Raw genomic sequence first — 24,109 nt, forward strand, 5'->3', positions numbered from 1 at the left:
GATTGCTGCGCGAGCGCGGCCTGACGGATACGGGTGATTTTCTTTTCGGCATGGTCGGCCTGAACAGGCTCTACACCCAATCCGGCATTACCGGAAACCCGCTGACTTTCGCCGCGATGTTCCTGCTCTCAGCCCTGGCAATTGCGCTGCTGTTCTCGTTCATTCTGCGTTTTTCCGTACTGCCTTGCATCCTGATTTTTCTGGTGACCGGATTTGCCTTGCCACTTCTCCTTTTGCGTCGTGCGCGCAGGAAGCGGATCCAGAAATTCGCGAAACAGCTCCCGAATGCACTCGACATGATCGTGCGTTCACTGCGGGCGGGGCACCCGGCAACGGTGGCCGTAGGTCTGGTCGCGCGCGAAATGCCCGATCCGCTCGGTACCGAATTCGGCATTGTCTCCGACGAAATCACCTTCGGACTGAGTATCGAACAGGCGGTGCGGAAGCTTTCGCAGCGCGTCGGTTTCGAAGGCCTGCACCTGTTGTCGGTGTCGCTGTCGATCCAATCGAAAACGGGCGGCAATTTGACCGAGATCCTGGCCAACCTTTCGTCGGTTCTGCGCGAACGTCAGAAACTCAGAATGAAGATCAGGGCGCTTTCGTCGGAGGGGCGGGTGTCCGCGTGGATCATCTCGCTTTTTCCGATCGTGATGTTCCTGATTCTCCAGCTAGCCGCTCCGGCATATTACGGCCAGATATGGCACGATCCACTGATCACGCCGGTGTTCGTGACCTTCGGAATATGGGCGCTGCTGGGTGACTTCATCATGTATCGCATGGTCAATTTCGATTTCTGACAGGAGCGAGCCATAAACCTGCTATCGAACATTCAGGGACTGAGTTTCCTGGTTTCCACCGCGGTATTCGTGGCGGCTGTATCGCTGTTCCTGTTCGGCGCGCTTGTCTTCTTGCCGGCGTTGCAGACACGCAAGCTGGTTGCCCAGAGCCTGACGTCGGAAGGCATCGTCGACCACCGCTCGCTCGCGGGTCAGGAACAATTGCTCAAGATCTCGGCGCAACGTCCGGTCGATGCTTACTTTCGATCGATGGAGAAGGAACGCAATGAGCCGAATGCGCTAGAGGCGAAGCTTTTTCGCGCCGGGTTCTATCAACCAAGTGCTCCGCTCATCTACACCTTGTCGCGACTGGGCGCGGTCTGTATCGGCTTTTTGGTTGCCTATGCGCTCCTTGTGCGAGTACTCCCGCCCCAACTCCCCGCTATCATGGCCTTTGCCGGTTCGGCTCTGTTCGGGCTCGCCTGCATTGTGGTTCCAGCTATCCTGCTTGATCGCTTCGAGAATGCCCAAAAACAGGTCTATCGTCGCGGATTTCCCGATTTCATGGACATGATGATCACCTGTGCCGACGCCGGGATGAGTTTGGAGGCGGCGGTCGAGCGTGTCGGCGCCGAACTGGCCGGCACCCACAAATGGCTTGGCATCCAGCTTGCGATCATGAACCTGCAAATGCGCGCCGGCAAGCCGTTGCGGGAGGCGCTGCGCGAACTCGCGGACCGCATCGGGCTGGAAGAGGCGCGCTCGCTCGCCGTGCTGTTCAGGCAGTCGGAAGAACTCGGCACCAGCCTGACGGATGCGCTGCGCGTCTACAGCGACGAGATGCGCGGACAAAGAATTCTGAGCGCTGAGGAGAAGGCCAATGCCTTGCCTGTCAAAATGATGATCCCGTTGGGATTGTGCATCTTCCCCGTCGTCATGATGGTCATCATGTTGCCGGTTATCATCCGTATGAGGGGCATTTTCTTCTGAATAAGTATATGCTTTGATTCTAAAATAGAGTCGCAGGGCTCTCGGGGGATAAAATGACAGGGCCAATGCGCCTCGCAACCGTCGTCGCCGCCAGTCTGTTGATGGCAGCCCTAGCCGGCTGCCAGACAAATGGTGTAGACACCACTGGCGGTGTCGTGCGCACCAACGAACCGTCGAAAGGCGACGTGACGTCGTTTGGCGACACGTTAGATGGATTGAAGACCGTCAGCGATGTCGAATATTACGCATCGGACCAGGCCGTGGCCGAAGCCAAAAACCAGTTCCGCGCCGAAAACTACGGCAATTCCGGCGCCTTGTTCTTCAAGGCCACGCAGTTGGCGCCCAATGACGGCGGCGCGTGGATGGGTTTGGCTGCTTCCTGCGACCGGATCCACCGCTTCGACCTTGCCGACCGCGCCTATGGCCGCGCGTTCAAGCTGATGGGGCCGTCGCCCGAATATTACAACAATGTCGGCTACTCCTTTCTGCTGCGCGGCAAGCTGCAGGATGCACGCAGCAATTTTCTCAAGGCCTATGAACTGGCGCCCAACGATCCGACAGTCGCCAACAATCTGAAGCTGCTGTCGTCGAGCGTGCAGAACATCGAGCGCTAGCATGCTGCTTGTCGAAGCACTGCTGTTGAAGGCCCTCGCCATCCCTCTGCTCGCCAGGATTGCGTGGCTCGACTTCACGACGCAGAGGATTGCCAATCGCGATGTGCTGCTGCTGCTCTGCCTGGGTGTGGGATCGCTGTTGTTGCTGGTGCTGCGATCAGGATCCTGGTGGGACATGGGCTTGAGCGCGTCTGCCGGCCTCGTGCTGTTTCTTGCCTTGTTCCCGTTCTGGGTCCTGCGCAAGATCGGCGCCGGCGACGTCAAGCTGATGGCGGTCGTTCCTTTTCTGACTGGCGGCGAAGACCTCGCCGTTTTTTCCGTGCTGCTCCTGGTTTTCGCCCTCATCACTGCAGCAGCCATGAAAAATCCATTCCTGCTGCCCGCCGGCGCCTTCCGCGTCTACGTTCAGCATCTCGACCGCAAAGGCGTCGTGCCGTTCGGCGTGCCAATCTCGGTCGCGGCGATCTGCACGACAGCGCTCGGGATCTATGAAAGTTTGGTGTTGGCGACCAGCTCTGGAATTCTGAATCAGCTTAACTGAACGGCGGAACCCGCTCTGCTGTAGGACGCGCGGGCCATCCAGCCGCATTCACAGGCAACGCCAACCAAAACGCAAACGTTGCACTGTGTGGATTGAGTGCGATCATCGTAATTGCTGAAATCAGAATCGAGATCGGCGCCAGGAAACGAAGCACGGAAAGAAGGCTCGGCATTTGGCCACGATAGGCCGGACAGATTAATCAAAAGTTGATACGGCATAGCCGTTAACGCTTTGGAAACTATCTTCTTGTCGGGGCACGAAAGTCATGTTCCAATGACTGCTTAGGGAAGGGGATGAAAATGTTGAACGAGGATTTTCTTGGCCGAATTGCCATCATCTTCGCCATGGCGGTTTTGGCAACATCCGGCGCGATGCCTCTGTTTCTCTATTTCCGTCAGGATACCTCAGCAAGTTCGCTCGCCATCGTTACTCAAGTGGCATCAACCGTGTTTCTGTTGTTGCAGCTTGTGATGACAATTGTCCGCCTTCCTCCAAAGGGAACTGCGCAGGGAGTTGGACCGAGAGTAACCTCGATAGCTGGTACGTTTATGATCCTGTTCGCATTGAGCCTGACACCGGCGTTGCAAAATGAAGCGGCTCAATTGACGGCTCTTTGCCTAGTCTTGGTCGGTACGGCCAGTTCGATTTTCTGTCTTTATTGGCTGGGTCGATCCTTCTCACTCATGGCGACAGCTCGTCGGCTGGTTACCACTGGGCCGTATTCGGTTGTCCGGCATCCGCTTTACATCTGTGAGGGGGTATTCGTTCTCGGCATGATCCTTTCGCATTTTTCAATGCTGATGGTGGCACTCGGTGCGGTTCAGTTTTTTTTGCAGTATAGACGCGCGAAAAATGAAGAATCTATCCTGCAGAAAACCTTCCCAGAGTACGACGATTACGCTCGGCGGGTGCCAATGATCTTGCCGAGATTCCTTGGTGGGGCGATACCAGAGCCTGGCGGCCGATAGTCAGGACTCGTCCTTGATCTGGTCGTTGCAAATACTTCGCTTCGTCGCCGCGCTGATGGTCGTATATGTCCACGCGGCCCAGACCGCCGTTAAAGTCACTGGGTCCAACGGCCTATTACCTCATGATTTTCAGGTGGCTGGCTTCGCAGGCGTAGACATCTTTTTTGTCATATCAGGGGTGATTATTGCCAAGACGGCACCTGGCCTGACTTGGCGATCCTTCGCTTGGAGACGGTTCCGGCGCATCGTTCCGCTGTACCTGCTGATCAGCATCCCCTATGCGATCGTCGCCTACAAAACCGGCTTCGGCTGGCGGGAGGGGGTGGCGACACTTTTGCTGTGGCCCGCTACAGATCAAATGACTGCGCCGGCACTGCCCGCGGCCTGGACGCTGTGCTTCGAAATGCTCTTCTACGCCGCCGCAACCATCGTTCTCGTCGACCGGCGACTGCTATCGGCTCTCATCGGAATCTTCGGCCTCGCAATGATCTTTCGCTCGGCTGGTCCGGTCCTGCAGTTTCTTGGCAACCCGCTGATCATCGAGTTCGGCTTTGGCATCGCTCTCGCCTATGCACCCAAGTGGAAACCGGCAGTGTGGTGCCTGCCGATCGGCGCGGGAGCGATGATAGCTGTCGGGTTCATTGGGATGGCACCGCAAGGAGGGACGATGGAGTTTCTCACTGGCGATAACGGATTTCAGCGCGTGCTGGTATACGGTTTCCCGGCGGCGCTGATCGTCTTCGGCACGATGCAGATCGACGCACGACCGAGCGCATGGACGGTTCTCGGTGATGCCTCCTACATGCTTTATCTGATCCACACTCTGCCGATAACGCTGCTTCTGATGGTGTGGACCACGTTTCCGATTCCTCCGGACCTCATCATCGTGATCGGCACAGCCGTATCGGTTCTTTTCGCTTGGCGGATGTACATTCGGTTCGAGCTGCCGCTGCGCATATTCCTGCGCCGATATGATCCACATTTGAAGACTGGGTACCGTCCAACTGGCGAGGCACTAAGAGATTGACGGATGGTTCGATGATGGTGACGCCGATCATGTGGTGTGCCGGGCGCGCGGTCGTGATCCCGTCCGAACGGACCTGCCGTTCCGGTCGGCTGATAGGCCCATCGCCGACCCCCGGAAGCAAGCCCAGGCGCGTCGAAAGCGTCCGCATCGGCACCACAATCCAGCCCGCAAGAATTTCGCTGAAGAGCGTTTCATTCGGAACATATCCGGGAAAGACAGGTTTGATGGAGGCAGTACACAACCAAAGGAGATGCTCCAATGATCACCAAACTTCTCTCCGCAACCGTGCTTACGGTCGCTCTGGCGACGTCGGCAATGGCACAGTCGAACGGCACCGGATCCAGCAATGGTTCAGGCTCGACCTCCGGCGCCACCAGTGGCGGCAATGGGACCACGACCGGCACCGGCGTCGGCACAGGCTCCGGTGCGACGACCACGCCCGCCGACCCGAGCACGACAAATTCGACAAACTCGACAACCAAGTCGAACGGCATGACCGACCGCTGCAAGGATGCCGCGGGCAATGACATCGACAACAACACCGCCACCGGCAACACGACGTCGAACGTGCAGAACTGCAACAAATGAGCCAGAGGCTCGGAGCGCCGCCCGAAGTCGCTCTTCTCCCTGGGGCGACTTATCGGGCGGTCTTCTTGCTGCAAGGGGCCGATGAGCCGACATCGCCGACAGAGTATACGCGCGATATCACCGCCTATCTCTATGGGCGCACGGGAGCTGAGCGCAGGCGCTTTGCCAGCAAAGTAAGCAGAGCAAGCAGCAATACGGCGCCACTGGCCGCCAGCGCCTGTCCCGCCAGGATCATGACTGTCCGCCCTGTCGACGTGCCTGCCCGCATCAGACGCACGTCGGCCGCCGTAACGCGCGCATCTGGATTTCCGAAATGCGCGGTCACATAATTTGCAAGTATCGCCACCTGGCTATCGTCCAGCCAGCCGCCGAAGGCCGCCATTGATTTGCGTCCCGCGACGTCACCAGCCTTGACGCCTTCAAGGATCGTCATGACGACATTGTCGGGCATGGCAGCGCCCGGGGAGGTGTTGTGGGTCAGTGATGGAGCGGAGCCGTCCGCTGATCCGCCTCCATTCGCCCCGTGGCATCCCGAACAGAGCGACCGATAGAGATCGCCGCCGGCCGCGGCCCCGCTGCCCTGCGCCGCCCCGTTGCTTCCAGCATTGTCCGCGACCCCCGGCGTATTGCCCCAGGAAAAGCGCGGCTGCTTTTCGTCTCCGGATTGGGCAGGAACGTCCCTGAGATAGGCGGCCATGGCATGGATGTCGTCATCCGAAAGATGCTGCAGGCTGTTCATGACCGTTTCCGCCATCGGACCGCTTGCATACGCCTTTCCTGGCACCGCGCCGGTCTTGAGAAAGCGGAACAGCTCTTCATCGCTCCAGCCGCCCACGCCTGCGATCTTGTCACTGGTGACGTTGAAGGCTCGCCAGATGCCGGCATTGCCGCCGGCAAATGCGCGATTTTCATCCATGCCGAATGTCGCATTTCGCGGCGTGTGGCAGGCACCGCAGTGGCCGAGCACTTCGACAAGATAGGCCCCTCTGGTCCATGCGGCGGTTCGGCTCCGATCCGGTGCGAAGCCGCCGCTGTGCAAGTTCGCGAGCTTCCACAGCACCAGTGTCCAGCGCTGGTTGAACGGAAAAGGCAGGATGTTTGCCGGGCGCGGCTGGAAGATCGGTGGCTGCGCCAGAAGATAGGCCCGGATCGCCAGCACGTCCTCGCGGCTCATCGCGGCGAAGCTGTCATAAGGCATGGCGGGATAAAGATTGGCTCCATCGCGCCTCACCCCTTTCTGCACCGCCCGCACGAACTCGTCCGCGGAATAACGTCCGATGCCGGTGTCGAGATCCGGTGTGATGTTGGTGGAATAGACGTCGCCAAACGGCGTCGGCACGCGATAGCCTCCGGCGAACGGGCGGCTCGGGTTGGATGTGTGGCAGCCGATGCAGTCGGCCGCCCTGGCAAGATATTCACCCTTCCGAATTTCGTCCGCCCGCGGTTGCGTGCAAAGCGCCAACGATGCCAGCAAGGCCGCGATCGACCGGGAGATGACGGCCGGGGCTGGAGCAACCGCCGCAAGCCAGAGCGCACGCCTGCTACCGCGCATAGCCGATCGCAGGCTCCGCGGCATCCTCACAGCTCGCACCCGCTGAAGGTCAGCCCGGCCAACGTCTGTGCCAGCAGCACGAGGGTGAACAGCGCGCCAACGCCAACCGAAGTCCTGGCCAGGAACGCGCGCGTGCGCGCCTTCGAGGGCGGGCTCGTGCCATGGCTTCGGTCGCGAACGGCGCGCCACGACAGCACCGCGCCTGCCATGGCGACAGCGGCACCCGTCAGCGAGAACAAGGCAGTGGGACGAAATCCGGCGTGGCATTGCCAGAATGCAATGGAATAATCGAGCTGCAGCGTTATCGCCCACGCGGCTGGTCCGCTGACCAGGCCTGCCCAGGAAACGCCGGTGCGGGTCGCCTGCATGTCACATCCTCGGAACCCAGTAGATGACGAGATAGAGCACAATCCATGAGACAACCACGAAGTCCCAGTAGAAGGCGTTGTCCGAGACGTCGCTGAAGCGGCGGCCCGCCTTGCCTTTTGGCGTGAACATGAGAACCGCAAGGACGATGGTGTCGCCGACATCGGTGAGAAGATGCGTCGTATGCAGCCCGAGCAGGAACCAGACGATCGACCCGTAGGCGTTCTGATCCCAGGAAATCCGCAGCGCTGGAAATTCCCAGATGCGAACGATCAGCGGAAGAATGCCGACGATCGACATGACGACCATGCCAAGGCGAACCTTCGCGAGGTCCTGACGGCGCGCCCAAAGGTCGACCATATGGTTGGGCACGATGCTCGCGAGCAGAATAGCCAACACTGCCGAGCCCGGCAGCAGATCCGGCGCCGGCACCCCGATCGGCCAGTGCGGGGCCAGCACGGCCAGATAGAAATAAGAGCCGATCGCCAGCGCAAAACCTGTCGCCTCGAGGGCGATGAAAGCAAGGGTTCCCCACCACATAGGGCTCGCCGCCCCGAAATCATATGTGGGCAGGTGGCTGACATCGGCGACAGAACGATGCCTCATTCCTCGTCCTCCGGTTCGCCTTTCGGCCAGAACCAGCAGATGAAGCCGACCGAAGCTGGTATCGTCCCCCAGACCACCGCCCATGGCGTGAAGATCGAGGCGAGAAATGCGCCGCCAACCGCGATGGCCGACAGCAACGGCCAAATCGAATTGTCGGCCGATGGCACCCTCAGCCGCGGCACCGCGTCGGCGACCGTGCTGGCGAGCACCTCGCGGGCATCGACGCGCAAGCCTTCGACGACGGGGAGGGTGTCGGGCTCCGCCCAGAGCGGTTCGCGATGGGTTACCACCGGCAGCCGCGAAAAGTCGTAGGAAGGCGGCGGCGAGGTCGTCGCCCATTCGAGCGTGCTCGCTTGCCAGGGATTGTCTCCGGCAATGCGGCCGTTGCGAAGGCTGAGCAGGATGTTCAGGAAGAAAAGAGCAAAGCCGGCGAACACCACCAGCGACGAGAGGCTGATGAACAGGTTCATCTCGCCCCAGCCGCTCGCCGGCGGATAGGTGTAGACGCGGCGCGGCATGCCTTGCAGGCCCAGAATGTGCATGGGGAAGAAGGTGAGATTGAAGCCGAGGAAGACCAGCCAGAAATTCCAGCGGCCGAGCCTCTCGGACAGCATGCGGCCGGTGATCTTGGGAAACCAGTAATAGACGGCGCCGAGCAGGGGAAAGACGGCGCCGCCGACCAGCACGTAGTGGAAATGGGCAACCACGAAATAGGTATCGTGCACCTGCAGGTCGAGCGGCACCGAGGCGACCATGACCCCGGTCAGGCCGCCGATCACGAAAGTGAAGATGAAGCCGAGCACGAAGAGCATGGGCGTGGCCAAGATTGGCCGGCCGCCCCAGATCGTCGCAATCCAGCAGAAGATCTGAATACCGCTCGGAATGGCGATCATCATCGAGGACGCGGTGAAGAAACTCTCGCCGAGCTGCGGCAGACCGGTGGCGAACATGTGGTGTACCCACAGGCCAAAGGAGAGGAAGCCTATCGCGACCAGCGACAGCACGATCCCAAGATAGCCGAACACCGGGCGGCGGACGAAGGTCGGCAGGATCGCGGAGACAAAACCTGTCGCCGGAATGAAGATGATGTAGACCTCGGGATGGCCGAAGAACCAGAACAGATGCTGCCACAGAAGTGCATCGCCCCCTGCGGCGGGGTCGAAGAACTTCGTGCCGACCAACCGGTCGAGGATCAGCATCGTGCTCGACACCATCACCGCGGGCATGGCGAACAGAATGACGAAAGCGGTGACGAGGACCGACCAGACATAGAGCGGAATGCGGTCGAGCGACATGCCCGGCGCGCGTTGTTTGAACACTGTCGCAATGATCTCGACGGCGACCGCGAGCGCGGATACTTCCGTATAAGTGACCATCTGCGCCCAGAAATCGGGGCGCTTGCCGATGCCGTATTCAGGCCCGGCGAGCGGAACGTAGGAGAACCAGCCGGCGTCGGCGCCGGTTTCGAAGGCAAAAGCGATCCAGATCATCAGCCCGCCGGAAAGATAAACCCAGTAGCTGAAGGCATTGAGGCGCGGGAAGGCGACATTGCGGGTGCCGATCATCAACGGCACCAGATAGATGGCGAACGCCTCCATCACCGGCACGGCGAACAGAAACATCATCGTCGTGCCATGCATGGTGAACAGCTGGTTGTAGAGATCGGGACCGATGTAGCCGGCCTCGGGTTGGGCAAGCTGGAACCGCATCGCAAGGGCGGACAGACCTGCAAGGATGAGGAAGAAGAAAGCCGTCACGATATAGCGTCGGGCAATCAGCTTGTGGTCGACGGTGACCAGCCAGCCGTGGAGGCCTCCCGGCGTTCTCCAGGCATGCGCCAGAAAGGCGCGCAGCCTCGCCTCTTCCAGGCTGGTGTCCCGTACGCCTTTCACGGCCTGCTGTTTATGCTCGGCCGGGTTTCCCGCAATGCCGCTCATTCCAGGGTTCCAAGATAGGTGACGACGGCATTGAGATCGTCGGCGCTGAGGGCAATGCGCGGCATCTTGGCCCCCGGCTTCATGGACTGTGGATCGGCTATCCAGGCAGCAAGCGCCCCGGGGGTCATGGCCAGAGTATTCGCGGCCAGAGCGTGTCGGCTTGCAAAATGGGTAAGATCAGGTCCGAGCGTTCCGCTGGCCGGTGTGCCTCTTATCGTGTGACAGAGGGCGCAGCCGGTGGAAAGAAAAGCCCGTTGGCCGCGGTGTTCTTCGTCACCGGCGGGCGCCGGCGCGGCGGCCCCTTGCCCGGATCGCCACGCATCGAACGCTTTGCGGCTTTCGGCGACGACCGTGATGGCCATATGGGCGTGCTGGTAGCCACAGAACTCGGCGCATTGGCCGCGATAGAGTCCGGGTTTATCGGCAATAAGCGTGAGCTCGCTTGGCCGGCCCGGGATGAGATCCCGTTTGCCGGCAAGGCTTGGCACCCAGAAGCTATGAATGACATCGAGCGAATCGAGCTCGACCTTGACCGGCTCTCCAACCGGGATGTGGATTTCGTTTGCCGTGACGATCGCTTGCCACGGTTCATCCTGGGGGTAACGGACCTCCCACCACCATTGATGCCCGGTGACCCGAACGGTAAGCGTTTCCGTTCCGCTGAGCGACGCAATGGATTTGCCCGCGAAAAAGCTCATTGTCGTCAGTATGGCGAGCACAAGAACGGTCAACGCGATGGCGCTTGCGACAACGCCCGTAAACCGACGTTCCTGTCGGGAATCGATCTCAAATGGCAAGCGCGTCGTATCGACCAGTCGGCGACGCAGAAGCGCTGCCGCCAAGGCCAGCATGACAAGCAGCCATGTGCCCGCCGCAACGGCACTGAAGGACCAGATCAGGTCGAATATCCTTCGGGCATTCGCACCCTGCGGATGGAGCGTGGACTGCCAGTCGCTGCATCCGCCCAGGACCAGCATGGGCGCCGTCCCGGCCAACTGTTTCGGCCGTGGGAAGGGGAGCGGCATCAGCGGTCGTTTCCGCTTACGAAGGCGGGTAAACGGACGCGCGCAACCTGCCATGAAGGATCCACCATCGTTGCCAAGGCCACAACGCGGTTGGTTGCAAAAGGATGCTTGGCAACACTGCTGCACCCGAGAAAGGCGAACTGGAAGATGTGCGACGGCCATTCTTCAAGCACACCCACGGGAGCGGGGCCTAGCCGATGGGCAGGTGCGAAGCCCGCCGCCGCCCGCTTGTTCTGATCCAGAACGCGGCCAGGAGCAGTGCGGCTCGGCCATAGATCAGGCCGGCCGGATTCACATCAGCGGGGCTGCAAGTTGAACGCAAGACTGCTTCGCACTTTCACTGGAATTGCTCTAGGCCTCCATCATCGACTTCGCCGGCTCCCGGGCGATATTTTCTTCGATGCGTTCGTGCCCCGGCGTCTGTGGCAAGGCCTGGCGGAAGTTCTTGGCGTAGTCCGACGGCATCTTGGGCGGCATCAGTGGCTCATAGGCATCGACCAGTGCTTCAATCACGACCGGACCTTCGGCCGCGAAGGCCTCGTCGAGAACGGTTTCGATCTGATCGGCCCGCTCGATGCGAAAACCGCTCGCGCCCATCGCTTCCGCGGCCATGGCAAAATCGATCGGCTGCAGTTCGCAACCGAATTGCGGGTTACCCAGAAACATCATCTGCTCCCAGGCGATCTGATTGAGCATGTTGTTCTTGATGACCAGCGTCTTCAGCGGAATTTTGTAGCGCACAGCCGTCGAGAATTCGCCGAGTTGCATGGCAAAACCACCATCGCCCACGATAGCTGCGATCGGTCGACCGGGAAATGCTATGCCGGCGGCGATGGCGTAGGCAAGGCCGCTGGCCATGGATGCCAGCGCTCCGGACACGCCAAACGCCTGGCCGCTCCGCAGATCGACATGGCGGGCGGCAAGCTCCGTGTTCTGACCGGAGTCGGTGGCCAACACCGTGTCGTCGGCCAGTCTTTGTCCGAACGCACGGGCAATGGTTTGCGGCTTCAACGGTTGCGCCCGCGCGTCCTCCGACTGCCTCATCATCTCGCGCCATCTTCTCATGGTTTCCTGGGAGCGCTGCAGGAATTCACCGGAAGGCTTCTGCGTCAGACGTTGATTGAGCGCGCGCAATGTCTCGGCGGCGTCTCCGACAAGACCGGCCTCGACCGGAAAGCGCAGGCCAATCCGCTGCGCGTCGCAGTCGATCTGGACACCACGGGCGTGCCCGGGCTTCGGATAATATTCGATGTAGGGGAAGCTGGAGCCGACGATCAGCACCGCGTCGCAGGTTTCCATCGCCTCCTGCGAAGCCAGGGGTTCCCAGGATGCCGATCCCGCCGGTCGTGTGAGGATGGTTGTCCGGAAGGACCGCCTTGCCCAATAAGGCCTTCGCGACAGGCGCCTGCAGCAGATGCGCGGTATGTTCAAGTTCCGCGGCCGCGCCGAGCGCGCCGCGCCCGGCCAGGATCGTCACCCGCGTGGCTTCGTTCAGAATGGCGGCAGCTTTGTCGAGTTCGGCGTCCAGCGGCATGCTGTGGCCGGAAAACATTTGCTGCGGCGTGTGCGCCGGACGATTGCGCTTGCTGCGCTTGGCGGGGTCGGCCTCTTGCTCCTGGATGTCGCTGGCAATTGATAGATGGGCGACGCCTTTGCGCGCCAGCGCGGTTCGGCAGGCGAGGCTAGCAACGTTTTCCATATGCGCGGCATCGGCGACTTGGGCATTATAGACGGAGACATCGTTGAACACGCGCGTCAGATCGACATCCTGCTGGGTGAACGTCTCGATCAGGTCGTGGAACTGCATGCCTGTGATCGCGAGCACCGGAGCCTGATCGAGCTTGGCGTCATAAAGGCCGGTCAGAAGATGCGTTCCGCCCGGCCCTGATGTGGCTAGGCAGACGCCTAGCTTTCCCGTCCATTTGGCATAGGCGCATGCCATGAAGGCGGCCGACTCTTCGTGCCGGACCTGCACGAAGGCTATCTTGTCCTGCCGGGTGCGCAGTGCCTCCATGACGCCGTTTATGCCGTCTCCCGGCAAGCCGAACACCACCTCGACGTTCCAGGCGATGAGTGTATCGACGAGAATTTCTGCTGCATTTGCCATGTCAGGATTGCTCCGGTGGATGAGGTCCGAACCGGTCAATCCCGAGTTGGTTCCTTCATCACAAGAAATCGTGACATGTTGGAAGCGTCGTCGGGCCCCTTGCAGGAGAACCGGCTTCTCATGACCAGTCACGCAGATAATGGACTGCTCCAGAGGGCGGCAAGCTGGTTCCGGTAGGTCGCTGGACATCAAGTATGTTCAGGCGTGGTGGAACATCGGCGATCAACTGTCGTTGACACGCTCGTGAGAGAAAGGACACCGTCCATGTCAAAATTCCAGGCTGCCACTCCGGATCGTCTGCGACAGCTCAGGCTTGAAGCGTCGGCTTACTTCACCCCGATGATGCTGCACGAGGCATTGCTGCGCCTTTCCCACGCCTGCGGCGGTGAAAGCCTTGGGCGGTTCGAGAAGGCCATGGTCGACCAGATAGAGGCGACGCAGGACGATCGGTCCGATTTCGAAACGATCAAGGAATTCGCGATCGAGCAGCTTTATGCCTTGATCCGGGAAGCCAATGAGTCGCCAAAGAAGAAACAGTCGCTGGAGAAGATAGATACACGCAGGACGCCCGGCCGCTCCGAAGAACCGCAGACGCTCGAGGATCAACTGCAGGCAGGGTTGGAGGATTCTTTTCCGGCAAGCGACCCGCCCGCGGTGGTGTCCACGGCAATTCCAGGCGGAGCAAAGAAGCTGGTCGGGACCGACGAGGTCCTGGAACGGCAGCGAGAACAGGCCGCCAGAGAGGCCCGCCAACCGTAGGGCCCGGGCATGGCTGCATACCGGGCCTTGCAGCCATGCGCCGGTGTGACAACGCATAGCTCTGCGCATCAAAGCTTGACGGCGGTCTCCCGTGCCCACAGCCGCAGTTTGCGGCACGCCTCTATAAACGTCTTCACGGAACCTGCGGTATCAAGGTCGATCAGCCCCTCATCGGCATCGGGAGCTACGCCCGCCTTTGCCAGGAGAGGTTGGGCTGCCGTTGTGAAGCCGATGAATTTGCAATGGGCGAACGCATCTGACACGAAGTCCCTCGCGGCCGCCTCGTCGAGCAGCATCTCGGCACCCTCCTCGGAGAGAAGCAGTACCACGGCGTCGAACAACACGGACGGGCCGCCGTCGATCATGTGCCTAGCCTCGATGTGGCTGCCGTCAGCCGCATCGACGCCGCCCACCTTGGGCGCGATCACCTCCATCACCGCGCCTTCCGTTTCGATGGCGGAACGGAGCTCTTCGAACAGCCCGGTGTCGGTTCCATTGCTAAGCAAGACGCCGACTTTGCGGCCCTTGAAACTGTCAGGCCCGTTCTCGATGATGCTGAGCGCCGGCGAAGGCGGCAGGTCGTCGCGCGTCGGAACGGCTGCCTCCGCAGGGTCGGGCATATTCCGAATGCCGAGCTTGTCGGCGACGGTGGTCGCCAGGGTTTCGTCAATGTTGAGCAGATGCGAAACCATGCGTTCGCGGATCGCCGGTGCCTGGACCTTGCTCAATTCGAAGGTCAGCGCCATGGCGATGTGGCGCTGCTCCGGCGGTGTCTGGCTGTTGAAGAATTGCCGGGCCTGGCTGTAGTGATCGGCGAAGCTTTCCGCGCGCAGACGCACCTTCTGCCCTTCCTCGGCATCGGCGAAGGAACGAAAGCCGCGTTGCGGATCCTCGCGCGGTCCCAGCCCCCATGAATTCGGTTCATAGTTGGCGCGACCGACCGGATTGCGCATAGCCATGTGTCCGTCCTGTTGGAAATGGGCGAACGGGCATTTCGGCGCATTGATCGGGAGATGGGTAAAGTTCGGGCTGCCCAGCCGTTTCAACTGGGTATCGAGATAGGAGAAGTTGCGGCCCTGCAGAAGCGGATCGTTGGAGAAGTCAATTCCGGGCGGCACATTCTGCGTCATGAAGGCAACCTGCTCGGTCTCCGCGAAGAAATTATCCGGCATCCGGTCAAGCACCAGCCGCCCGACCGGGATCGGTTCGAGCACCTCTTCAGGAATAATTTTGGTTGCGTCCAGAATGTCGAAGTCGAAGCTGTCGGCAAACGCCTGATCGAACAATTGCACCGTCAACTCCCATTCCGGCAAATTGCCGGACTGGATGGCCTCCCATAGATCGCGACGGTGAAAGTCTGGATCGGCGCCATTGATCTTGACCGCCTCATTCCAGACCACCGATTGCATGCCGAGCTTTGGCTTCCAGATGAATTTGACGAAGGTGGACTCGTCTTTCGCGTTGACCAAGCGGAACGTGTGCACGCCAAAGCCCTGCATGAAGCGGAAGGAGCGCGGGATCGCGCGATCCGACATGATCCACATCACCATGTGCATCGATTCCGGCATCAGGCTGATGAAGTCCCAGAAATTATCGTGAGCGGTCTGGGCTTGAGGAAAGGCCCGGTCCGGCTCTTGTTTGGCGGCATGGATCAGATCGGGAAACTTAATCGCGTCCTGGATGAAGAAGACCGGGATATTGTTGCCGACCAGATCCCAATTGCCTTCCCTGGTGTATAGCTTGACCGCGAAGCCGCGGACGTCGCGGGCGAGATCGAACGAGCCTTTGTTGCCGGCAACCGTCGAGAAGCGCACGAAGGCCGGTGTCTTTTCGCCGGCCCTCTGGAAAATATCGGCACGTGTGTATTTGGCCAGAGACTCGTAGGTTTCGAAGTAACCATGCGCGCCGTAGCCGCGAGCATGAACGACCCTTTCGGGAATGCGTTCGTGGTCGAAGTGGAAAATCTTCTCCCGAAAATGAGAGTCCTCGATCAGCGCTGGTCCGCGTTCGCCGATCCGCAATGTGTTTTGATCGTCGGAGACGGGTGTTCCCAGCGCCGTGGTCAGAGTGGGCGTCTCACCCCCGGCGATCTGGTGCAATTCCCCGCCGTTTCCGCGCGCGCTATCCGGTTCCTGTCCACTTGCCGATTGGCGAGCGGAACGACGGGCGGATTTGGCCATGACATACCTCGTTTTGATGCCGGAGGGGGTGGAAGTACTCAGGACGTCAAACTGCCGGTGCGCGGCTTTGTTCCCGTGAAGAACCGGTGCGCCTCGCGTGCATCGCCAAGGCGGCATCCCTATCTCGGCGACGGCATAGACCGATTGGGTGAGATGTCGCGCTGCGCGGAATTTCTGAAGAGTTGTCTTCAGCGCGAGGAACGAACCAAAGTTCCATGCATTTAGCAGGGGCTGCGTTCATACACTCTTCTTCTGGGAGCTGGACCATTGTCATCCGGAGGCTACATTTTGGCCGACCAAGAAACCAATGAAGTTTCCATCGTTGAGCTCATACCCGCCATGCGGGCTTTCGCGCGAACCTTCTGCCGCGTCCCCGACGATGCCGACGATCTGGTACAGGAGACACTGACCAAGGGTCTCGCCAACATCGACAAGTTCGAACCCGGCACACGCATGAAGTCGTGGCTCTTCACCATCATGCGCAACACCTACTACACCCGGGTCAAGATCGCTGCCCGGGAAGCGCCAGGCCTGCTCGACTGCGCGTCGTCGCGACCGATTTCGGAAGCCACCCAGGAATGGAGCGTTCAGAGCAAGGAAGTCCACGCCGCCATTCAAAGGCTACCGGAACACCAACGCGAGGTCCTGATGCTGATTGGCGTTCTGGGAGTGAGTTATGAAGAAACGGCCGAGATATGCGGCTGCGCGGTGGGGACGGTAAAAAGTCGGCTGAACCGTGCCCGCGCCAATATTCTCGAATTGCTTGGGGAGACTTCGTTGCAGACATTGATTGAGAGACGAAATCATCTATCGGATGGTCAACTCGATATAGAGGGTGACAGCCGCAGATAGTCAGTTCTGCACCTCACGTCGACGTTTCTCGACCAGCGCGTTTTGCAACTCCATGGCCAGCCTGGTCAGACGATCCGGGATTTTTTCCTGCTCTATGGCGTCCAGGAGAGAAGTGATCTCCTGATCCATGGCCAGACCGAATTGCGGGTCCGCGGTATCGTCGCTCGAATGAGACATCCATATTCTCTTGATAACCAGCAGTCCTTGACTTTAGTGTGGTGACAAATGCCGGACATTACAAGGCGATGCCCGCCGCCGGCAGGGTTGCCGGCCATCCTTGCACAGCTTTATTTCCTTGGCCCTCCGTGCTGCAGGCCAAGCACATGGAGCGACCGCGTTCAGTCCTTCGGCGCCTGGTCGGTGGCGTGATCCTGATATTGATCGGACTTGACGCGATCGCCGTCCAGCCCGCGGTCATCGCCATGCTGCTTCCCGCGGCCGATGTTTCTTGCCGCCGGGTGCCATGCTTTCCTCCTTCGGGTCGGTGCCGCTCTTCGGCGCCTCTGGTTCGACGTCCGAACTGGCGGCGCGCAGTAATGTTCCGCCGCCTCGAGCAAGTAGGAAAACCTCGCCATCCCATGACCGAAACGGCTTCTCGCCGTTGATGACGACCCGCATTTGGTGAGCTTCCGCCAGGCGGCCGATGTCGGCGCGGTCCCACGAAAGCGATCCGCGATAGGAATAGTTCAGCAAGGCGAGCCAGCCAGGCCGTTTCAGAACGCGTGCGATCTCATCGAAATGCCCCTCAGCCATGCCGGCCAGAACCAGATAAGGAAAGCTGTCAACCGCGAGCACGCAATCGAAACTGCCGTCGTCGAATTCGCTCAAATCGAGACCGGAGGTTTGTCGCAACTCGACATTGCCCAGCGCGGCGCACCGCTCGGAGGCGATGGAGATCATCCGCGAGGATATGTCGATGCCGATCATGCGGTTGAAGGAGTTGGAAAGCGCATGCTCGAAACGGCCGATGCCACAACCAATGTCCAGAATATCCCGGTGGGTTCCGGAGAAGTCCTGCTGCTTGAGCCAGGCGACGACTTCGTCGGTCGTGGCTGAGAGCCTTTCCTCATCCCCTAGGGATGCGAGCTGGACACTTGCTGTCTCCGAAATCGCTGCCGCCGCATCGAAGCTCGAGGCCAGCCGCGTGACGACGGCGGCACCGGTCTCCCCCTCGTCGCGTGTGTGCCGAACGGCAGCTCCCGTCGCTCGCAATGTGGCAAAGACATCTGGCTTGCGGCGAAGCAACCCGGCTATCTCTTGCAGCCGTTCCGCGTCTCGCGCATTCGCCGGGATGATTTCCAGCACGATCTTTGCCAGTTCCGCCGCCCTGATCCCCGTCTGCAGGTGAAGCGCCAGCCTGGCGACGACTGCTTCGGCGCAGACACCATCCGCCATGCAGTCTTCAACAGCCGATCTGATCGTTGTGCGGCGCGGAGCGGATTTTGGCCTGGTCGCAGGCATGGTATCAACTCCGCGTCCAGGCCCGGCGCATCGTCCACCTGTCGATGGCGCCCCAGCCATATTTGTAGGCTTCCTGGCCGCGCAGGAAATCGAACTCGCACGCACCTTCGCGGATCGATTCCGCGATCGCGTGGCCGATCAGGATCGCCCCTGGGCTCTCTTCGGCATAGGCGGGGTCGAAGCCCCCGAGATAGGCATAGGCACGACCCCGATGGTGGAAGCCGTAATAGGCCCCGACCGTCCTGCCATCGATTGCCAAAAGCCAGCATCGGACCAGGCCGCGAGCGTCGAGCAAGGGAAATGAGCGCCTGTGGAATTCCTCTACAGCGGCGTCGGCCAACACGCCACCTCCGTGTCCGGCCCAGCGCGCGTCGTGCAGGCGGATCAACTGATCGAGGAAGGTTTGAGGATCGCCTCGTGCCGACGACAACGCGATCCGGCCGCGTCTGGATGCGGCCTGTTGCGCCCGTCGCAACTGGCGCCGGCGTCGGGAGGGTACGCAGCCTGCAAGGGTATCGTCTCCGGCGATGGCCAGCACGGGGCAAGCACCATGAGTGGCTGGCCGCCCCGCCTTCAGATCGGGATGCGCAATCGCAAGAGCGGCGCTGCCCTCCGGTAAATCCGACAGGATCCACTGCGACCAGCCGACCGAGAGGATCTTTTCGGCAACAATGGCTGCGACCTGGTTCTCGATGCCGGGAACACACAGGATATCCAGATAGTCGCTGAGCGAAATGCCGACCGGAAGAAGTTTCGAGCCGGCGGTTCCGTGCTCTAGATAAAGGGGCGCCAGACCTATCAGGTCGCCTCCGCGCCAGACCGCGACCGTCGCCAGGTCGCCGGGCCCGAATGTGCGCCACCATGGCACCAGCCACGCGGGAGATTGAAACGGCGTCGCCGAGGAACTCTGCTCCCACAATCCCCACCAATCCGGCGCAAGCGTATCGAATTGCGCCGGATCATCGATGATCTCGCCGCGCAACACAGGCTTGCTCACGGCGTGACGGCGAGGCGCCCGGCATCGGTGCCAAGTCCTGCCAGCGCTTGATAGGCATCCATGTAAGAGGAGATCATTCCCTCCAGCGAGAACCGCCGTCGCGCCTCGGCCCGGCATGTCCCGGCGTCCAGGCTTGACGCCGCAACGATGGCTTGTGCCATCTCGTCGACCGTATTGACGAGAAAACCGGTCTTGCCGTGCTCGATCACGTCCGGAAGCGCACCATTCGGAAAGGCGATCACCGGTGTGCCGCAGGCCAGCGCCTCCATGGCGACAAGGGAGCTGGTCTCGGCGGCGAGGCTCGGTATGACCAGACAGCGTGCTGCGTTGAGAAAGCGCCGCTTGGCGGTGAAACCGAGCGGACCAAGAAAGCGGCGGCGGCCATCGAGGCGAGCTTGGACCTCGTCGCGAAAGTACCGCGTGTGCGTTTCATAGGGATAGACCTTGCCGCCAACAACCAGCGGCACACCTGCTTGCTTGGCCGCGTCCAGCGCCAGGTGGATGCCCTTTTCCGGGCAGATACGGCTCAGAACCAGTGCGAAGTCGCGCTTAGGCTGCAGCAGGCTGAGCGCCTCTATGTCTACTCCATTCGGAATTGGCGGCGCCAGTCTGGCGCCGGGTGGCGCGGTTTTCTGCTGAGCGGCCGAGACTGCATGAAGCCACAGGTCGTCGCGCGTCGGGCGCAGTACCCCGGCCGGATACCAGTCCAGCGGCAGGTGAAGGGTCACTAAGGTCGGGCCATCGTCGGGCAGATAGGCATCGAAATCGATGCCATGCAGATGGACCACATCGATTGGCCACCTGGCGCGGGCAGCGGCGATCGCGGTTCGATGAGCCTGCTGCGCGCGGCTCTTTGCCGCCTCGTCGAGCACGCCGCCTTCCGCCGGTGTTTCCACAAGCGTGCCGCTCGCGCTGGAGCCCCGGCAGCCGACGACGATGGACCGATGACCCGCGCCAACCAGAGCACGATCGAGCATCGTCAGGACCTGTTCGGCACCCCCGACCGCATCCGGTCCGACAGGCGCGAGGGGATAGGCGACATTGAGGACGGTGAGCGTCATGGCCGGCCCGGCCGTTGTGCCGGAGGCAGCGAATTGGCGGCGGAGCAGGCGGCCTCGACTTCGGTCAGGATATCCAACGATCGCGGATCGGGTCGCATGAGAGCCTCACGCCGCCGAGGCCCGCTGCGTCGGGAGCGAGGCGGACGTCATGCCGGGCGCGTAGCGGCGGATCATCGTCGCGCAGAACTCGGCGAATTCCTCGGGTACCAGGGGGGGGCTGGTGTGGTGAGGCATCATTCCGCGATGCTCGGGCGTGAAGCAGAAGGTGACCGTGACGTCGAAAGCGGCGAGTGCTTCCATCTGTCGGTCGAACCAGTCCAACGCATTCGGCCTGAAGCTGTCGGCCCAGGAAAGCCCCGTGCGCATATTGGTCACGCCGAGCCGCTTCATCCAGGCGACGGCATCGTCCAGCCGTGGGTCCTCGAAATGAAACCACTGCACCAGGCCCATTGCGGGTGTGTAGCGCAGGAATTCTTCCAGCGCCGGCTTTGGCGTACCGTCCTGGCGCAGCAGCCCCATGTGGAAATGACGGTAATAGGAGGATCCCTCCGCTTCGCGATGCCGCGTCGTTGCTTCCCATTCACGCGGAAGGTCATAGAGGCTGTACCACTGGATCCGCGGTGCGTTGCCGAGCAGCAATTCGGCGGTGCGCTTGAGCCCCCAGACCTGTATTTCCTCGGCTCCGAAGGTCGATACGCCGACTTCGCTGACCCAGATAGGGAGTTCGGTGACGGTCGCGATCTCACCGATCTTCTGCGGCCATTCCTGAATTTGCCACAGGTTCCAGTCGAGGGGAAAGCCGTGAACCGCGACGCCGTCGACATGGTCCAGCACGCCGAATTCCTTCATGCGCGTGATAAAGCCGGGGTCTATCGGCGAGATGCCGCCAAGCACTTTTGTCAGAGCCGGGTTCTCGGACGCGATCGCGTCCGCCGACAGGACTGCCATCCTGGCAAAGCGGCTCCAATCGGGGTCGAGCTCGGGGTCCCAATGCGATTTGTTGTTGGGCTCGTTCCAGATCATCGCGGCTTCAATCATGGAGCTTTCCTTTCGACGGATATATCGCGCCGCCGCCGGCCGGATCGCCGGCAGCGCGGCAGAAATAGACCTCCTGCTCGGGATGCAGAACGATTTCGAAACCGGCGCTGCGCAGCATCGCTTCGGTGCAGGCCCGGTTCGGTATCCACCAGTTGGTCGGATCGTCGGCATAGCGGTGTTCGATGAAATGCAGCTTGGGAAATTGAGGCTGGTCGAACAACTCATGCGTCCAGAAATGATAGTTCTCTTCCAACTCGGGCAGGTCCTTGCTGCCGCGCTGCATGGACTGAAAGATCATCAGGTCGCCGGCGACGTGCTCACGGATTAGGTCGAGCGCGAGCAAGGGGTGGCGCAGATGGTAAAGCACTCCCATGAAGAGCACGACATCAAATGTCTCGCGCAGGGCACCGACGTCGTAGACCGACAGCTTCTGGAATTCGATATCACAGTCCGCGATCTCGGCGGCAAAGCGGGCCTGCGCCAGATAGGCCTCGTCGAAATCGATCCCGAGGACACGGGCGGCGCCTCGCCGTTTCATCTCGATCGAGTAGAAGCCGGCATTGCAGCCAATATCCAGCACGGTCTTGCCGGTCAGATCAGCGGGTATGGCATCGGCGAATTTGCGCCATTTGATCAGCGGGTAGTTGCCGAGAAAGTGGTCGGGCGCGGTTTCGACGCCGGCCAGGTCCATGTTGTGGAACCACGGGCCGAGCGCGTCGATGCGCCGGCGAATTTCGGCATGGGAATGCAACATGATCAGGCTCCTTCGCCCGGAACGACAGGCACATGCGAATGCGCGCCGGGCATGATCGTTGCGGGCTGGTGATGAGCTGACGGGACACCGCTTTCAAGCAACCGCAGAGCTGTGCGATAACCATTGAAGGTACCGACATCGACATAAGCGGACCCTGCCTTGACACCATAGGCCACACCTCCGCCCGCAAGGTAGGCGTTGATCAACGTGCCGATATATTCGTCACGACCATCCCGCTCGCGCCAGAGTGCCGCAAGCCGATGCAGGATATGGCCGGGCATCTTGAACGCGCCCCACACCCAGTTCGTGGCGGCGTCCTGCCGCTTGACCTGGACTTCGATCACCCGCTCGTCATCATCGGTAACGACGGCGTCGAAGAATTCCGGGCTATCCACCGGGAAGAGCAGAAATGAAAGCTGATCGTCAGGCAAGTGACAGAAACCGTCCTCGGGAAACCAGATCGTATCTGGAAGCCCGACGAGGACGACCTCGTCGGGCGCGACGAGGGGCGCTGCCCGGAAAATCGCATCGCAGAGACCAACGGGTTGGGGCTGCACCACGAAGAGCGCTGCCGCCTCACCGTAGCCGGCGGCATAATATTCGAGGATGTCGGATTTGCCCGATCCGATGATGAAGCAAATCTTGTCGACGCCTGCCTGGACCATGCGTCGTACCAGATACTCGCTCACGGCGCAGGGGCGTTCGGTCTGTCCGTCGATCCGGCTGCCGACCGGCAGCAACTCCTTCGAGAAGCCGAGCGGTTGAATGCGGCTGCCGCGTCCGGCAGCGGGCACGATGCCCAACATCAGACTGCTTCCTTCATCGGTTCGCCGACTGGGTTTCGCAAGGCATCGGCCAGGATTTTGTCCAGTTCCGCTGCGCGCTTGGCGGAAGTGTGCTCTCCCAAGACCCGCTCGCGGGCTCGCCTTCGAATGCCGTCGAGTTCGAACTCCGGCAATTGCAGTGCCGCGACAACATCATCCGTGTCGCGCGCCAACAGCACTTCGCGGCCGGGTTCGAAGAATTCCACAAGCCCTGGCCATGCGTCGGTGATGATGGCAGCTCCGCACGCGGCCGCTTCGAAGAGCCGTCCCGACGGGCACCAGCCCTTTTGCGCCATCGCTTCGCGGGTGACGTTCAGTGTAAGTCGCGACGAGGAGAAGAACGCCGGATGGTCGGCGGGCGGCAGATGTCTGACAAAGAAGATGTTGTCGCTCCATGGGAATTCCTGCGGATATTGGGCGCCGCCGATGATGAAGCGCTGGTCGGGCAGGCGCGCGGCCGGGCGGACCAGGAGCTCTTCGACGCCGGCCTGGCGATCCGCCGCGTAGGTCCCGAGATAGGACAGATCACCGGCGAATTCGGCCCGCTTCTCTGCCGGCCGGTGCTGGTCCGGATCGACATGCCCGTAGAGCGGCATCACGCGGCGCGCCCCCAGCACCGTCTTCAGCGCCTCGATTGCCGGGCCGCCGGTGTAGCTCAGGACGAGGTCGTAGTCGGCAAGGCCTTCAGGTCCGAAATAGGGCGGACGCTCACCTTGTTCGACGCGGGCAAGCGTGACTGGAGTATCGAGATCGTAAAAGACACGCAGTCCGCGGCTTGCCTGCTGCGCGAGGCGCGAAGCCTCGACGGCGTCGGGACAGTAAGAGGTGACGACCACGACATCCGCTTGCTTCATCGCCCGTTCCGCGACGCGGCGGATGTCCTCCCAGTCCGGATAGATGACGACGTTGCCTCCGTCGAGCTGATCCAGATCGCGGGTCCCGGCATAATAAGGAGTGTCGCGTTCGAAAAAGGTGATCGACCAGCCCAGCCGGGCGAGGGCGCGGATCAGCCCACGCCACAACGTGGCATGGCCGTTTCCCCATGAAGACGTGACGGTGAGACCAAAAATGACCATCCGCATCGGG

23 protein-coding genes and 1 pseudogene are annotated in these 24,109 nt (G+C 61.0%); 9 read left to right on the forward strand and 15 right to left on the reverse strand.

Going from position 1 to position 24,109, the window contains the following annotated elements; all coding sequences use genetic code 11:
* Nucleotides 1-2: 2 nt before the first annotated feature.
* The 7 genes from AC3CB8_RS12720 (at nt 3) to AC3CB8_RS12750 (ending at nt 5,504) form a co-directional block, all read left to right on the forward strand.
* Nucleotides 3-797 (forward strand): type II secretion system F family protein, encoded by a 795-nt coding sequence (locus AC3CB8_RS12720; protein WP_245273849.1) that lies wholly within the window; start codon nt 3-5, stop codon nt 795-797.
* A gap of 18 nt (nt 798-815) precedes the next feature.
* Nucleotides 816-1,766: a type II secretion system F family protein gene (locus AC3CB8_RS12725; protein WP_352595212.1), complete on the forward strand. Its 951-nt coding sequence runs from the start codon at nt 816-818 to the stop codon at nt 1,764-1,766.
* A 53-nt stretch (nt 1,767-1,819) separates the two neighbouring features.
* On the forward strand, nt 1,820-2,380 hold the full coding sequence (locus tag AC3CB8_RS12730) for a tetratricopeptide repeat protein (RefSeq protein WP_352726329.1): 561 nt from the start codon (nt 1,820-1,822) through the stop codon (nt 2,378-2,380).
* Nucleotide 2,381: 1 nt separating this feature from the next.
* Complete coding sequence (locus AC3CB8_RS12735) at nt 2,382-2,921, forward strand: prepilin peptidase (protein ID WP_352595072.1); 540 nt, start codon at nt 2,382-2,384, stop codon at nt 2,919-2,921.
* Between the two features lie 299 nt (nt 2,922-3,220).
* Entirely contained in the window at nt 3,221-3,889 is a 669-nt protein-coding gene (locus AC3CB8_RS12740; protein ID WP_352595075.1) for a methyltransferase family protein, read from the forward strand.
* Between the two features lie 13 nt (nt 3,890-3,902).
* Entirely contained in the window at nt 3,903-4,916 is a 1,014-nt protein-coding gene (locus tag AC3CB8_RS12745; RefSeq protein WP_352595081.1) for an acyltransferase family protein, read from the forward strand.
* A 258-nt stretch (nt 4,917-5,174) separates the two neighbouring features.
* Nucleotides 5,175-5,504: a hypothetical protein gene (locus tag AC3CB8_RS12750; protein WP_352595084.1), complete on the forward strand. Its 330-nt coding sequence runs from the start codon at nt 5,175-5,177 to the stop codon at nt 5,502-5,504.
* A gap of 130 nt (nt 5,505-5,634) precedes the next feature.
* On the opposite strand, the gene AC3CB8_RS12755 is transcribed toward AC3CB8_RS12750, so the two are convergent.
* The 6 genes and pseudogenes from AC3CB8_RS12755 to AC3CB8_RS12780 form a co-directional block, all read right to left on the reverse strand.
* Complete coding sequence (locus tag AC3CB8_RS12755) at nt 5,635-6,843, reverse strand: c-type cytochrome (RefSeq protein WP_352595087.1); 1,209 nt, start codon at nt 6,841-6,843, stop codon at nt 5,635-5,637.
* 239 nt (nt 6,844-7,082) lie between these two features.
* Complete coding sequence (locus AC3CB8_RS12760; RefSeq protein ID WP_023782387.1) at nt 7,083-7,424, reverse strand: hypothetical protein; 342 nt, start codon at nt 7,422-7,424, stop codon at nt 7,083-7,085.
* Nucleotide 7,425: 1 nt separating this feature from the next.
* The gene (locus AC3CB8_RS12765) at nt 7,426-8,028 is read right to left on the reverse strand and encodes a cytochrome c oxidase subunit 3 (protein ID WP_352595090.1); all 603 of its coding nucleotides are present in this window, start codon (nt 8,026-8,028) and stop codon (nt 7,426-7,428) included.
* Nucleotides 8,025-9,965: a cytochrome c oxidase subunit I gene (ctaD, locus tag AC3CB8_RS12770; protein WP_352595093.1), complete on the reverse strand. Its 1,941-nt coding sequence runs from the start codon at nt 9,963-9,965 to the stop codon at nt 8,025-8,027. Before ctaD ends, AC3CB8_RS12765 begins: the two co-directional genes overlap by 4 nt.
* Complete coding sequence (gene coxB, locus AC3CB8_RS12775; protein ID WP_352595096.1) at nt 9,962-10,942, reverse strand: cytochrome c oxidase subunit II; 981 nt, start codon at nt 10,940-10,942, stop codon at nt 9,962-9,964. Before coxB ends, ctaD begins: the two co-directional genes overlap by 4 nt.
* A gap of 399 nt (nt 10,943-11,341) precedes the next feature.
* Nucleotides 11,342-13,097, reverse strand: a pseudogene (locus AC3CB8_RS12780) (thiamine pyrophosphate-dependent enzyme).
* Nucleotides 13,098-13,361: 264 nt separating this feature from the next.
* Here AC3CB8_RS12780 and AC3CB8_RS12785 point away from each other — a divergent pair.
* On the forward strand, nt 13,362-13,856 hold the full coding sequence (locus AC3CB8_RS12785; RefSeq protein ID WP_352615678.1) for a hypothetical protein: 495 nt from the start codon (nt 13,362-13,364) through the stop codon (nt 13,854-13,856).
* 68 nt (nt 13,857-13,924) lie between these two features.
* On the opposite strand, the gene katE is transcribed toward AC3CB8_RS12785, so the two are convergent.
* Complete coding sequence (gene katE / locus AC3CB8_RS12790) at nt 13,925-16,036, reverse strand: catalase (RefSeq protein WP_352595102.1); 2,112 nt, start codon at nt 16,034-16,036, stop codon at nt 13,925-13,927.
* A 288-nt stretch (nt 16,037-16,324) separates the two neighbouring features.
* Here katE and AC3CB8_RS12795 point away from each other — a divergent pair, with 288 nt between their 5' ends.
* A complete protein-coding gene (locus AC3CB8_RS12795) occupies nt 16,325-16,888 on the forward strand; it encodes a sigma-70 family RNA polymerase sigma factor (protein ID WP_023771285.1) in 564 nt (187 codons plus the stop codon).
* Here the strand turns inward: AC3CB8_RS12795 and AC3CB8_RS12800 are convergent, their stop codons facing one another.
* From AC3CB8_RS12800 to AC3CB8_RS12835, 8 genes are all read right to left on the reverse strand, one after another.
* Entirely contained in the window at nt 16,889-17,065 is a 177-nt protein-coding gene (locus AC3CB8_RS12800; RefSeq protein ID WP_023782381.1) for a hypothetical protein, read from the reverse strand.
* A 237-nt stretch (nt 17,066-17,302) separates the two neighbouring features.
* The gene (locus tag AC3CB8_RS12805; RefSeq protein ID WP_352726325.1) at nt 17,303-18,193 is read right to left on the reverse strand and encodes a class I SAM-dependent methyltransferase; all 891 of its coding nucleotides are present in this window, start codon (nt 18,191-18,193) and stop codon (nt 17,303-17,305) included.
* 160 nt (nt 18,194-18,353) lie between these two features.
* Nucleotides 18,354-19,346 carry a GNAT family N-acetyltransferase gene (locus AC3CB8_RS12810; RefSeq protein ID WP_023771283.1) on the reverse strand — a complete coding sequence of 331 codons (993 nt, stop codon included), beginning with the start codon at nt 19,344-19,346 and terminating at the stop codon, nt 18,354-18,356.
* On the reverse strand, nt 19,343-20,407 hold the full coding sequence (locus AC3CB8_RS12815; protein ID WP_023782379.1) for a glycosyltransferase: 1,065 nt from the start codon (nt 20,405-20,407) through the stop codon (nt 19,343-19,345). The genes AC3CB8_RS12810 and AC3CB8_RS12815 overlap by 4 nt, the downstream gene beginning before the upstream one ends.
* Nucleotides 20,408-20,512: 105 nt before the next feature.
* Nucleotides 20,513-21,445, reverse strand: a complete 933-nt coding sequence (locus tag AC3CB8_RS12820) for a glycoside hydrolase 5 family protein (protein ID WP_352595108.1) — start codon at nt 21,443-21,445, stop codon at nt 20,513-20,515.
* Nucleotides 21,438-22,199 carry a TIGR04290 family methyltransferase gene (locus tag AC3CB8_RS12825; RefSeq protein WP_023771280.1) on the reverse strand — a complete coding sequence of 254 codons (762 nt, stop codon included), beginning with the start codon at nt 22,197-22,199 and terminating at the stop codon, nt 21,438-21,440. Before AC3CB8_RS12825 ends, AC3CB8_RS12820 begins: the two co-directional genes overlap by 8 nt.
* Nucleotides 22,200-22,201: 2 nt before the next feature.
* A complete protein-coding gene (locus AC3CB8_RS12830) occupies nt 22,202-23,005 on the reverse strand; it encodes a sugar phosphate nucleotidyltransferase (RefSeq protein WP_023771279.1) in 804 nt (267 codons plus the stop codon).
* Nucleotides 23,005-24,105 carry a CgeB family protein gene (locus AC3CB8_RS12835; RefSeq protein WP_023782377.1) on the reverse strand — a complete coding sequence of 367 codons (1,101 nt, stop codon included), beginning with the start codon at nt 24,103-24,105 and terminating at the stop codon, nt 23,005-23,007. Before AC3CB8_RS12835 ends, AC3CB8_RS12830 begins: the two co-directional genes overlap by 1 nt.
* Nucleotides 24,106-24,109: the final 4 nt, after the last annotated feature.

Source organism: Mesorhizobium sp. P160927, assembly GCF_057766385.1.